General features: G+C 60.3%; 10 protein-coding genes and 1 pseudogene. 2 read left to right on the forward strand and 9 right to left on the reverse strand.

Annotated elements, in window-relative coordinates; translation table 11 throughout:
* Positions 1-40 precede the first annotated feature (40 nt).
* From nirD to DBR44_RS18865, 9 genes and pseudogenes are all read right to left on the reverse strand, one after another.
* Positions 41-358, reverse strand: coding sequence for a nitrite reductase small subunit NirD (gene nirD / locus DBR44_RS18825; protein ID WP_124645527.1), 318 nt, complete (start codon positions 356-358; stop codon positions 41-43).
* Positions 359-439: 81 nt separating this feature from the next.
* Positions 440-2,827, reverse strand: a pseudogene (gene nirB / locus DBR44_RS18830) (nitrite reductase large subunit NirB); the annotation flags it as partial.
* Positions 2,828-2,845: 18 nt separating this feature from the next.
* Positions 2,846-4,048, reverse strand: coding sequence for a NarK/NasA family nitrate transporter (locus DBR44_RS18835; RefSeq protein WP_124645528.1), 1,203 nt, complete (start codon positions 4,046-4,048; stop codon positions 2,846-2,848).
* A gap of 253 nt (positions 4,049-4,301) precedes the next feature.
* Positions 4,302-5,405 (reverse strand): CmpA/NrtA family ABC transporter substrate-binding protein, encoded by a 1,104-nt coding sequence (locus DBR44_RS18840; protein ID WP_124645529.1) that lies wholly within the window; start codon positions 5,403-5,405, stop codon positions 4,302-4,304.
* A 9-nt stretch (positions 5,406-5,414) separates the two neighbouring features.
* Positions 5,415-6,005 (reverse strand): ANTAR domain-containing response regulator, encoded by a 591-nt coding sequence (locus DBR44_RS18845; RefSeq protein WP_124645530.1) that lies wholly within the window; start codon positions 6,003-6,005, stop codon positions 5,415-5,417.
* A 320-nt stretch (positions 6,006-6,325) separates the two neighbouring features.
* Positions 6,326-7,777, reverse strand: coding sequence for a 4Fe-4S binding protein (locus DBR44_RS18850; RefSeq protein ID WP_124645531.1), 1,452 nt, complete (start codon positions 7,775-7,777; stop codon positions 6,326-6,328).
* On the reverse strand, positions 7,774-8,592 hold the full coding sequence (locus tag DBR44_RS18855) for an FTR1 family protein (RefSeq protein ID WP_124645532.1): 819 nt from the start codon (positions 8,590-8,592) through the stop codon (positions 7,774-7,776). The genes DBR44_RS18850 and DBR44_RS18855 overlap by 4 nt, the downstream gene beginning before the upstream one ends.
* A gap of 26 nt (positions 8,593-8,618) precedes the next feature.
* Complete coding sequence (locus DBR44_RS18860; protein WP_124645533.1) at positions 8,619-8,942, reverse strand: cupredoxin domain-containing protein; 324 nt, start codon at positions 8,940-8,942, stop codon at positions 8,619-8,621.
* Between the two features lie 121 nt (positions 8,943-9,063).
* On the reverse strand, positions 9,064-9,609 hold the full coding sequence (locus tag DBR44_RS18865; protein WP_124645534.1) for an iron transporter: 546 nt from the start codon (positions 9,607-9,609) through the stop codon (positions 9,064-9,066).
* Between the two features lie 649 nt (positions 9,610-10,258).
* Between DBR44_RS18865 and DBR44_RS18870 the strand changes: the two genes are divergently transcribed.
* Complete coding sequence (locus tag DBR44_RS18870) at positions 10,259-11,545, forward strand: tyrosine-type recombinase/integrase (protein ID WP_124645535.1); 1,287 nt, start codon at positions 10,259-10,261, stop codon at positions 11,543-11,545.
* A gap of 31 nt (positions 11,546-11,576) precedes the next feature.
* Positions 11,577-11,885, forward strand: coding sequence for an H-NS family nucleoid-associated regulatory protein (locus tag DBR44_RS18875; RefSeq protein ID WP_124645536.1), 309 nt, complete (start codon positions 11,577-11,579; stop codon positions 11,883-11,885).
* Positions 11,886-12,129: the final 244 nt, after the last annotated feature.

Consider the following 12,129-nt stretch of genomic DNA (forward strand, 5'->3'; position numbering starts at 1 on the left):
ATGACAAGGTCCCGTTGCAACCCGTTGCAATCGGCCTTGTTCACAAGCCCAGCAGCACCATGCCCTGCTCCAGCTTCACTGGAAAATGGCGGGCGCAGCCCTGGTCCGGTGCGCGAGCCTCGCCGCTGGCCAGATCGATATTCCAGCTGTGCAGCGGGCAGGTCACCCCATGGCCGTGGACGATGCCCTGGCTGAGCGGCCCACCCTTGTGCGGGCAACGGTCGAGCAGGGCAAACACCTGGTCGTCATGGGTGCGGAACACCGCCACATTGCCGCTGGCGCGTTCCACCACCCGGCTGCCTTGCGGCGGAATGTCGCTAAGGGCGCAGATGTGTACCCAGTGTTGGCTGTCTGTCATGGCGTGCGCTCCTCAGGCGTGCAGCTTGATCGGAATGAATTCGTTTTTCTGCGTACCGGCAATGCGCGCCGCCCATGGGTCGGGCAGGCCTTGCAGGGAAAACAGCAACCGCTGGTACAACGCCTGGCGGCTGGCGGCATCGGCCACCACTTTGGCCTTGATCACATCCAGGCCGACGCGGGCGATGTAGTGCACGGTGCGGTCCAGGTAATAGGCTTCCTCGCGGTACAGCTGCAAAAATGCCCCGCTGTATTCCTTCACTTCCTCGGCGGTTTTCACCTTGCACAGAAACTGCGCCACCTCGGTCTTGATGCCGCCGTTGCCGCCGACATACAGCTCCCAGCCGGAATCCACCGCAATCACCCCCACGTCCTTGATGCCGGCTTCGGCACAGTTGCGCGGGCAGCCGGACACCGCCAGCTTCACCTTGTGCGGCGACCACATATTGGCCAGCATGGTTTCCAGATCAATGCCCATCTGGGTGCTGTTCTGGGTGCCGAAGCGGCAGAACTCGCTGCCGACGCAGGTTTTCACCGTGCGGATGGATTTGCCGTAGGCGTGGCCGGACTGCATGCCCAGGTCTTGCCACACGTTGACCAGGTCTTCCTTCTTCACCCCCAAGAGGTCGATGCGCTGGCCACCGGTGACTTTCACCATCGGCACCTGGTATTTGTCGGCCACGTCGGCAATGCGGCGCAGCTCGCTGGCGGTGGTGACGCCGCCCTTCATCTGCGGAATCACCGAGAACGTGCCGTCTTTCTGGATATTGGCGTGCACCCGCTCGTTGACGAAGCGGCTTTGCGGATCATCCACCGCCTCGTGCGGCCAGCTGGACAGCAGGTAGTAGTTGATGGCCGGGCGGCAGGTGGCACAGCCATTGGGGGTGCGCCATTCCAGAAAGTGGAACACCTCGGCATGGGTCAGCAGGTGCTGTTCGCGGATGGCCTTGCGTACTTCGCCATGGCTGCGTTCGGTACAGCCGCACACGGCTTTGGTCTTGGGGGTTTCCTGAAAATCAGTGCCCACCACGCTCATCAGGATCTGTTCCACCAGCCCGGAGCAGGAACCGCAGGAGCTGGCGGCCTTGGTGTGCTTTTTCACCTCGTCCAGCGTGAACAGGCCCTTGTCCTTGATGGTCTTGACGATGGTTCCCTTGCACACGCCGTTGCAGCCGCACACTTCGTCGCTGTCCTGCATGCAGGCGGCCTTGCTCTGGCCCTGCACCCCGGCGTCGCCAATGGCGGATTCGCCAAACATCAGCGTGTCGCGCAGGTCGGCTACCGAGCGGCCCTCGCGCAGCAGCTTGAAATACCAGGCACCATCGGCGGTATCGCCATACAGGCAGACCCCGGCCAGCTTGTCGTCCTTGATCACCAGTTTCTTGTAGACACCGCCAGCCGGGTCGGACAGCACGATATCCTCCATGCCCTGCCCACCCATGAAGTCGCCGGCGGAGAACAGATCAATCCCGGTCACTTTCAGCTTGGTGGACAGCACCGAGCCCTGATAGCGGCCGATTCCCAGCTGGGCCAGATGGTTGGCGCACACCTTGGCCTGCTCGAACAGCGGGGCCACCAGGCCATAGGCCACGCCACGGTGGCTGACACATTCGCCCACGGCATACACGCGCGGGTCGTAGGTTTGCAGCGCATCGCTCACCACGATGCCGCGCTCGCAATGCAGGCCGCAGGATTCGGCCAGCGCGGTATTGGGGCGGATGCCCACCGCCATCACCACCAGTTGCGCGTCCAGCTGTTCGCCATCGCTGAAGCGCACCCCGGCCACCCCGCCCTGGCCGTCATCCAGAATGGCGGCGGTCTGCTTGCCCAGCAAAAAATCGATGCCTCGTTCTTCCAGCGCCCGGCGCAGCAGGTCGCCGGCCACATCGTCCAGCTGGCGGTCCAGCAGCCAGTCGCCCAGATGCACCACGGTCACGTCCATGCCACGCAGCTTGAGGCCATTGGCGGCTTCCAGCCCCAGCAGGCCACCGCCGATCACCACTGCCTGGCGCTTGGTCTTGGCGGCATCCATCATCAACTCGGTATCGCGGATGTCGCGGTAGCTGATGACACCATCCAGCGTCTTGCCCGGCACCGGCAGCATGAAGGGCGTGGAGCCGGTGGCCAGCAGCAGGCGGTCGTAGGCGGCCTCGGTGCCGTCCTCGGCAATCACCTTGCGCCTTACCCGGTCGATGGTGGCCACGTTCTTGCCCATGTGCAGGGTGATGCCGTGCTCGGCATACCACGCCACGCTGTTGAGAATGATGTCCTTGAAGTCTTGCTCCCCGGCCAGCACCGGCGACAGCAGGATGCGGTTGTAGTTGGGGTGCGGCTCGGCACCGAATACGGTGATGTCGTACATCTCCGGTGCCAGGCCCAGCAACTCTTCCACGGTGCGGATGCCGGCCATGCCGTTACCCACCACCACCAGCTTTTGCCGGGTCTTGCCCTGCAGTTCTGCCATATCCATCGTGCTCTCCTTCGCTTCTTATACGCGGGCCGCGGCGACGGTCCAGCCACTGCGCCAGCGTTGTTTCACGCCGGCCAGGCTGAGCCAGGCCAGGCCACACAAGCAGGCAAACAGCCACAAGCCAGCCGCATAGCCACCAGTGGCCTGCTTGATCGCCCCCAGGCTGGCGGCCAGTGCAAAGCCCCCCACCCCGCCGGCCATGCCCACCAGGCCGGTCAGCACGCCGATTTCCTTGCCAAAGCGTTGCGGCACCAGCTGGAACACCGCGCCGTTGCCGGCCCCCAGGCACAGCATGGCCAGGATGAACAACACCAGCGCCGCAGACGGGCCACCCACATTGAAACCGGCCGCGCCAATCAGCAGTGCACAGCACAGGTAAACCGCCAGCAGCGAGCGGGTACCGCCCAGACGGTCGGCCAGCATGCCACCCAGCGGCCGCATCACCGAACCGGCAAACACGCAGGCCGCGGTATACAGGCCAGCCGTTTTGGCATCAAAAGCGAATTGGTCGTGGAAATAGCCCGGCAGCGCGCTGGCAAAACCGGAGAAGCCGCCAAAGGTCATGGCGTAGAAGAACATGAACCACCAGGCGTCCTTTTCCTTCAGCACGGCCAGATAGTCGGCCAGCTTCTTGGCCGGCGGCGCATTCGGTGCGTCCTTGGCACAGACAGCAAAAATGGCCAACGCAGCCAGCAGCGGAATGCAGGCCAGGCCGAACACGTTCTGCCAGCCGTAAACCACCGCCAGCGCGGGGGCAAACAAGGCTGCCAGCACGGTGCCGGAATTACCCGCCCCGGCAATGCCCATGGCCGTGCCCTGGTGCTGCGGCGGATACCAGCGCGAGGCCAGCGGCAGCGATACCGCAAACGAGGCCCCGGCCACACCGAGGAACAGGCCCAGCAGCAGCGCACCGCCCAGGCTGGCAATGCCGATCTGCCAGGCCGCCAGCAAGGCGGCAATCACGATCAGCTGGCCGATGATGCCGGCAGCGCGTGCGCCGATGCGGTCCACCAGCACGCCCATCAGCAAGCGCAGGATGGCCCCGGCCAGAATCGGCGTGGCCACCATCAGGCCGCGCTGCTGGGTGGACAGATGCAGGGCAGTGGCAATGGGCACCTGCAGGGGCCCCAGCAGATACCACACCATGAAACTGAGGTCGAAATACAAAAAGGCTGAAAACAGGGTCGGCTTGTGTCCGGCTTGCCAGAAAGTGCGGTCCATGTAGTGCTCCTGTCGGGGAAGCGTGCTTCCCGCCAAATGGCCAAAACAAAAACGGCGTCCTCCCTGATGGTGAAATCAGGAGAGGACGCCGTTGTCCGGGTCGGCAGTGGCCGCCGTTGGCCGCTGTCGCGATGTCTGGTGCAGGCGGCACGCCATTGCGCCGCTGCGAGCTAATCAATGCAAAGAGCGTGCCAGCAGCAAAATGCCGGTATATAGCTGTTTCACGTCGCCTGCGGCCTTATGCTGCACTGCATTAGTGCGTGAAATGCTGCAGCGCACCGACACTGGGCGCAGCATCCGCCAGCGCTGGCCAGTGGCAGCCATCCATCAGCACACTGTGGCGCTCGCCGGCTGCAGGCAGCGGCAGACCGCAAGCCCGCGCCGCCTGCTGGTACAGCGCGGTCTGGTTGACGGCGGCCACCACGCCCTGCTCGGCCTCGCCCTGCCACATGCCCCAGCGCCGGTATTGCCGCAGGAACCACAGCCCGTCCGACAGATAGGGATAGTTGACCCGGCCCTCATCACAAAAGCGCAGCTGGCCTGCAGTGGCGGTTTCCCAATGCTGCAGGATCAGCTCGGCCGGCATGGCCAGACAATCATCCTCCGCCAGCCAGGCGGCCGTCTGCGCATGGTTTTCCGGCTGGTCCAGCCAGTGGCTGGCCAGCAACAACGCCTGCACCAGTCGCCCGGCCAGCTCGGGCTGTTGCTGCACCAGCTCACGGCGGCAGGCCAATACTTTCTCCGGATGATCCGGCCAGATGGCGGCGCTGTCGGCCACCAGGCTGGCCACACCCTGCTGCTGTGCCAGGGCGTGCCAGGGCTGGCCGGCGCAAAAGCCGTCCAGCAGGCCGCCCTGCGTCGCGTCACTCATCTGGGCCGGGGGAATCACCACGCAGCGGGCCTCACGCAACGGATGCACGCCTTGCGCCGCCAGCCAGTAATACAGCCACATGGCGTGGGTGCCGGTAGGAAAGGTGTGCGCCAGCGTCAGCGGGCGGCCCAGCTGCTGGCTGATCTCGGTCAGGCTGACACCCTCGCGGTATTGCTGCGCCAGCGCCGGGGCCAGACTGATGCCCTGCCCGTTCTGGTTCAGCGTCATCAGGATGGCCATCTCGCATTGCGGACTGCCCATGCCCAGTTGCATGCCGTAGACCAAGCCATACAAGGCATGGGCGGCATCCAGTTGTCCATTCATCAGCTTGTCGCGCACGGCAGACCAGGACGGCTGGCGCTGCAGGCAGAACTGCAGGCCCAGCTCCCGGTCCAGCCCCAGCTTGCGGGCCACCACCAGTGCCGCACAGTCGGTGAGTGCAACAAAGCCCAGATTCAGCGTGTGTAGGGATGCAGGAGCAGTCATCAAAGGCTTTCAGCCCAGCAGCTTGCTGGAATTGATCAGTTGTCGGGACAGCTCCACCAGACGCAGGCCGCTTTGCATGGCCTGGCTGCGCAGCAGCGCATAGGCTTGCGCTTCGGTGAGCTGGCGGCGCTCCATCAGGATGCCCTTGGCGCGCTCGATCAGCTTGCGGTCGGCCAGCTGTTCTTCCACCTCGGCCAGGCGCTTTTTCAGCCGAGCGTCTTCTTCAAATTTCACCCGCGCCATATCGATGATGGGAGCCAGCCGGCTGGCTGCCACCTGGTCCACCACATAGGCGGTGACCCCGGCGCTGACTGCGGCCTGAATGGTAGACAGCCCGCCCTGCTCGGCAAACATCACCACCGGGCGTGGCGCGGCATGGCCCATCAGCGCCAGTTGTTCCAAGGTGTCACGCGAGGGGGATTCGGTATCGATGATGATGATGTCGGGGGCCTGGCTGTCCACCAGCTGCAGCAGCTCGGCCGCACCCTGGGCCTGGACGATCACCAGATAGCCGGCCGCCGTCAGCGCGGCATGCAGCTGCGCCATCGGGCGGTCGGTATCGTTGACCAGCAACAGTCGTAATGGAGAGGAAGCAGTCATGGCAGCGTCAGGAAGTCGTTGATACCGACTCGCAATAATCGTGCCTGTAACCATGTTTTAAGACAAACAAGACCGGCCAATGCCAGACCGCGTAATACGAGGCCAGCCAGCCAAGCCTCCCGCCGGTTGGGCAAGTGCAAGCGGGGTAAGCGCGAGCATCAGTACAAATGCGCAGAGACTGCGCATGGACAAGCACCGTGTATTGGGATCGATCCGCAGGCAGTCATGTACTGCAGCTACTGCGGGTACCGGCCGCCGCCTGACTCCAGACGCAAAACAGGGCGGTCAAGCCGCCCTGTCTGCCATACACGCCTGGTGGTTTACCACCACCAGAACATGAAGCCCCAGGCCGCATCCACCAGCGCCATGCCTGCCAGCAGGCAAGCCAGTGCCGGCAGCATGCGCCAGCCGGCCTGCCATTGCCGTACGATGCCCGCCGCCAGCCACAACGACCAGACATTGGCCAGCAGCAGCAGGCCCAGGCGCAGGTCATTGGCCCAACCGGTGGCAATGCCCTCGGCCTTGAGCAGGGTCACCGTCAGCGCCGACAAGCCCAGAAACACGCCGATACCGGCCAAGGGAATCAGGCTTTGTGCCAGATGATGCAGGCGCTGGCTGCGCCACGTGCCGGCCAGACGCACCGCACAGGACAAGGCCAGCAGCAGGCCGCTGCCGATCACCAGCGCGGTACCCAGCATGTAGGCGATGATGGCCATGCCATCCAGCCAGGAAAACACGTCGTTGTGATCCGGGTAATGCGTGAGCAGCCACCACGGCGCATCGGTATCCAGCGGCCACATGATGTCGTGGTCCACCAGCCATTCCGCCGCCGCCTGTTTCATGTCGACAAACCAGGGGCTGGCCGTCCAGTGAAAGCCCCCCATGGCAATGCCCAGCAAGCCGTAGACAATCAGCAAGGTCTGCCACACCGTGGCTTCCTTGGCCGCCACCTTCACCACCTCTTCTGCCGGTGAGCGCAGGCCCAGGCTGATGGCATCGCGGTGACCGCTGCAACGGCCGCACATATGACAGCCACTGCCGCCCTGCATGTGGCGCAAGGGCTGCAGCGGTGCGCAGTCTACCGCCTGAATACGAATGACGGACTGGCGGGTGGATTCCAGCCAGCGCTGTTCATCCACCTTGTAATGCATGGGGGCCAGCTTGGACAGCAGGGAAAACACGCCGTTGACCGGGCACAGATGGCGGCACCAGGCGCGCTTGCCACGGGTATACACCAGGCCGATGGCAATGGCGGCCACGGTGGAACCGCCCAGCACCAGCAGCGCCGCCTTGGGATACTGGTAAACACTCACCAGCTGGCCGTACAAGGTGGTAAGGGCAAAAGCGACAAAGGGCCAGCCGTCCCAGCGCATCCAGCGTGGAATCGGTCGGCCCAGGCCCTTCTTGGCCGCCCATTCGCTGAGCGCCCCTTCCGGACACAGCACGCCGCACCACAGCCGGCCAAACAGCACCATGGACAGCAGCACGAAAGGCCACCAGATACCCCAGAACACAAACTGGGCAAAGATGGTGAGATTGTTGACGATGCGCGCGCTGTCACCCGGCAGCGGCAGCCAGGCCGGAATCAGCAGCAGCGCCGCATACACCAGCACCACCAACCACTGCAGCAGGCGCAGGGTGCCGGCATGGTCGCGCAGCCAGTTGCCCACCACGGCCAGGCGGCCATGGCCGGCTGCCGCGTGGCTGCCGCAACCGCCAGTCAGCGGGCGCGCCAGTTCGGGCCGACGCCGGTGATCAGCAAACGGTTTCATGCGGCCTGACGACGCTTGCGCCAGAAGAACAGGCCAAACACGCCTGCCCAGAATGAGAGATAAGCCAGCAGGCTCATCAAGGCCGGATGGGCACGGTAACCAGTGAGCGAAGCCACCACGCCACCAGCGGGCGTCATGTCATCCAGCAGGGCCGAGCTGTCCCACAGCGGGTCGATCAGCGCCGGCAGGATTTCCATGGAAATCAGCTTTTCCACCGCAGCCAGGAACAGCGAGGCACCCAGCAGCAGCAGCATGATTTCGGTCAAACGGAAAAACAGCCGCCACGACAGCACCTTGCCACCCAGCTGCAACACATAGAAGGTGAGGAAGGCCAGCCCCAGCCCCAACAGTGCCGCGCCGCTCATGTTCAGCAGGGTCTGACCGTCGGCACTGCCCAGCATGCCATACAGAAACACCACGGTTTCGCTGCCTTCACGCGCCACGGCAATGGCCACCAGCGTGGTGACGCCCCACCAGTTGGCCGAACTGGCATTGTCGGCCAGGCCGGATTCCAGCTCTTTCTTCAGCGTGCGGCCATGCTCGCGCATCCACAGCACCATTTGCACGATCAGGCCGGAAGCCATGAACTCCATGACAGTCTGGAACACGTCTTGCGAACCGGCCATCAGCGTACTGGCAGAAAACAGCGCCACCGCCAGCAAAATGGCTAGCGCAATACCCAGGGCCACGCCACCCCACAAATAGGGTTTACCGGCCTTGCCCTGCGGGTTCTGGTTCATCCAGGCATTAAGAATGCCCACCACCAGCAAGGCTTCCACGCTTTCGCGCCAGACAATGAACAGTACCTGACCCATCTTTACCTTCTTCCTGCGCGTGTCACTTACTTGGCAACAATCACACCCTGTGCGGTTGCCATGTGGAAATCATCAAAGAACTTGTACTCGCCCGCCGCCAGCGGCAGGATCACCACCGAAGAAGTCACCCCCGGTGCCAAGACCTTTTCCTTGCGCAGCTGGGTGCTTTCGAACTCAGCCGGCGTCTTGCCGGTATTGCTCACTTCCAGGCGGAATTTGGTATTGACCGGCACCTGTAGCCGCGCCGGCTTGAGTACGCCATCCTTCAGCTCCAGCTTGTAGGTAGGCATGTCGTCAGCCAGCGCCGACATCGACAGCAGTGCTGCCGCCAGAAACATCGCAACTTTCATGTGCAACCCCTGAATGGAAAACAGCGCTTGCTCAAATCAGGCAGCGCTGTTTCTTATCATACTCCAACGGGAATGGTTTGCGTTTAGATTCGCATTACACTTTGCCGTCGGGCGCTGCGACTTAGTAGCCGCCCTTCTTGCCAATGCCGGCATAGGTGAATTCGTAGTTCACCTCGAAAGACTTGTACCACGGGCCAACGCCGGTTTCCTTGTCCACATGGCGGCCAAAGTGAGCGTGCGGGTTTTCCGACGGCGGCAGAATGGTCAGCTTCAGCTTGTACTTGCCGGGGCCTTGCAGCTTCACATTGTCGCCATAGTGCGGGCCATCGTTGGCCACCATCGGCATCATGTCGCCCTTGATGCTGCCCTTGCCGCCCACCTTGGTCAGTTCGTACTTGACCATCAGGTAGGGCATCCACGCCCCTTCTTCAAAACCGTTGGGATTGTTCTTCACTGCGTGGATGTCGGCTTCCAGATGCACGTCGGACTCTTCCGCCTTGCGCATCATGCCTTCCGGTTCCATCTTGGTCGGCTGCAGGTAAACCGCGCCGATTTCCATGCCATTCTTGATGGCGGGCTTGCCAATTGGATATTCCTTGGCCGCCGCTACGGCACTCAGAGTCAAGGCGGCAGAAGCCAGCAATACGGTGCTGATGGTAGAACGCATGAGATACCCTTTTATTTGAGCAGCATGGCCACAGACAGGATGCGGAATGGCTGCAAGAGAATGATAATTTTTCGCATTCTATATGCAAATCATTCTCTTTTGCAATTGGGTTCTATGTAAAAACTGCAGACCACCGACACCAGCAAGACAGCCATAGCAGGACTGAGCACTCCTCCACCATGGCAGGAAAAGCAGCGATGAAGGGCGTGCTCAATCCACCGTGATTTTTGCGCACGGACGACACGCAAGCACAGATAGTGACAAATAGCCGGGGTGTTGCCAGCTACCATTCACAACGGCGACAAGGCTACCGCAACTGACGTTAATGCATGGAAAGCGGTTAGCTGGAACGAGGGATCAATCGGACTGCGGTTTACTGCTTGAAACACACCAGCATGGATGATGACTAGGCTGCCAATAATGTAGCGAAATGCCCGGATCGGACGCAAAAAAGCCCGCAAAAGCGGGCTTTTTTTGAATCTGGCGGAGAGGGGGTCCGTCCAAGTATTGTCTAAGCACATCTAATGAAATCTACTTTCACCATTTAATATCAATACCTTATAAAATTTAGTGTCTAACGACATCTTGTCAGCGCCACTCAAATCCAGTACTTTATGCAGGACACTATGCAGTACAAGGATTGTGCATCATGCCAAAGAAAGCAAAAGAACTCTCTGCACTTGCGGTCTCCAGACTCAAAGAAAATGGCAAGCATGCCGTCGGCGGTGTCGATGGCCTGTATCTACGCATTGCAGGCAACTCGCGAGCCTGGGTGTTGTGCGCGGCCATGGGATCACGCATCAATCAAAGCGGCAAGGAAGTTGTACGGCGTCTGAGTATTGGCTTAGGACCATTTCCTGAGATCAGTCTTGCGGAAGCCCGAGAGAAAGCGCGTACTCTGCGGAAGAAGATCCGTGATGGGATTGACCCCCTTCAGGAAAAGCGAAAAGCCAAGCTGACTTCGTCCAAATCCAAAACTTTCGAACAGTGCGCCCTCGCCTTCATCGAAGACAAAAAGATCGAATGGCGGAACGACAAACACGTCAAACAGTGGTCCTCAACGCTCACAACCTACGCCTTTCCCCTCATTGGTCAGTTTCCCATTAACGCAATAGACAATGACGCCATTCTGCTCGTGCTACGCCAAGAGGTAAGCTCCAAAGACGGCAGCACTTCTTCACTGTGGAATGCAAGGAATGAGACAGCCAGTCGGCTCCGTGGCCGGCTTGAGTCCATTCTTGACTGGGCCAAGGTTTCTGGCTACCGAGAAGGCGAAAACCCGGCAGCATGGCAGGGCAACTTAAAGCATGTTCTGCCAGCACCAGGCAAGATTCAGAAAGTGGAGCACCATGCCGCCCTCCCCTTCAGTGAAATTGGCACATTCATGGAGAAGCTTCGCGAACGCAGTAGCATATCGGCCAAAGCCTTGGAGTTCGCTATTCTGACCGCAGCCCGTTCAGGTGAAGTTCGTGGTGCGACGTGGGATGAAGTTGACCTGCACAACAAGACTTGGACGATTAGTGCGGAGCGAATGAAAGCCAGTAAAAGTCACACGGTTCCGCTATCCGATTCGGCTTATATGCTCTTGAAAAACATGCCCAAGATTGTTGGTAATAGCCTCATTTTTCCCGCCCCCAAAGGGGGCATCATGTCCGATCAGGCCTTCAAAGCACTATTTGACCGCATGCAGGTAGCAAATATCACGACCCATGGCTTTCGGAGTACTTTTAAAGATTGGGCACGCAGCTGCAAAGGGACTGAATTTTCGGATGAGGTATCGGAACTTGCATTGGCACACGTCAACAACGATCAAACCCGTGCCGCATACGCACGTGATCAGCTTCTCCCACAGCGTATGCAGCTCATGCAAGAATGGGCTATATATTGCAATATAAAAACAACACGTATAATTCCAATAAAAGCACATACCGCATAACCCGATCCCTTTACTACCCATGGATACCCATATGGAACTTTCGAATCTTAACTTTACTGAACTCCAGGACTTGCTGAAGTCGGTAGACGCTGAAATTAGCCGTCGTGAAACTGAAGAGAAAGCTAATGCAAAAAAGCAGATCCTTGAGCTGGCTAAGTCGTATGGCCTGAGCCTGGATGATGTAATGAGTAAAGCTACAGCTGCTGTACGCAAGCCGGTAGAAGCTAAATACAAGAACCCGAATGATGTTTCCCAGACCTGGACTGGTCGTGGCCGTAAGCCGGCTTGGGTGCAAGCTCAGTTGGATGAAGGTTTCAGCCTGGAAGACCTGGCAATCTGATCTGACAAAATGCGGACATAAAAAAGCGCTATCATGTAGCGCTTTTCTTAATTTCAAGCCTTTAGTGGCCCCGGGCAATAATTTGGCAACCCTGCCGTCAACATAACTGTTAGATTGCCAGTTGTTCTGACATACCGACTACTCACACACCGCGTGATGAATGGCAGTTTGAACAATGAGAACTTCCATTAAAGCATCAAAAACTTTCATGACTGCTACAGCACCTTCGCCAGCAATCGAACCA

The sequence above is a fragment of the Aquitalea sp. FJL05 genome, assembly GCF_003852595.1.
GTDB lineage: Bacteria > Pseudomonadota > Gammaproteobacteria > Burkholderiales > Chromobacteriaceae > Aquitalea > Aquitalea aquatilis.

Coding starts and splice junctions, on each gene's coding strand:
- nirD (WP_124645527.1), bottom strand. CDS start 358: ATGACAGACAGCCAACACTGGGTACACATCTGCGCCCTTAGCGACATT.
- DBR44_RS18835 (WP_124645528.1), bottom strand. CDS start 4,048: ATGGACCGCACTTTCTGGCAAGCCGGACACAAGCCGACCCTGTTTTCA.
- DBR44_RS18840 (WP_124645529.1), bottom strand. CDS start 5,405: ATGACTGCTCCTGCATCCCTACACACGCTGAATCTGGGCTTTGTTGCA.
- DBR44_RS18845 (WP_124645530.1), bottom strand. CDS start 6,005: ATGACTGCTTCCTCTCCATTACGACTGTTGCTGGTCAACGATACCGAC.
- DBR44_RS18850 (WP_124645531.1), bottom strand. CDS start 7,777: ATGAAACCGTTTGCTGATCACCGGCGTCGGCCCGAACTGGCGCGCCCG.
- DBR44_RS18855 (WP_124645532.1), bottom strand. CDS start 8,592: ATGGGTCAGGTACTGTTCATTGTCTGGCGCGAAAGCGTGGAAGCCTTG.
- DBR44_RS18860 (WP_124645533.1), bottom strand. CDS start 8,942: ATGAAAGTTGCGATGTTTCTGGCGGCAGCACTGCTGTCGATGTCGGCG.
- DBR44_RS18865 (WP_124645534.1), bottom strand. CDS start 9,609: ATGCGTTCTACCATCAGCACCGTATTGCTGGCTTCTGCCGCCTTGACT.
- DBR44_RS18870 (WP_124645535.1), top strand. CDS start 10,259: ATGCCAAAGAAAGCAAAAGAACTCTCTGCACTTGCGGTCTCCAGACTC.
- DBR44_RS18875 (WP_124645536.1), top strand. CDS start 11,577: ATGGAACTTTCGAATCTTAACTTTACTGAACTCCAGGACTTGCTGAAG.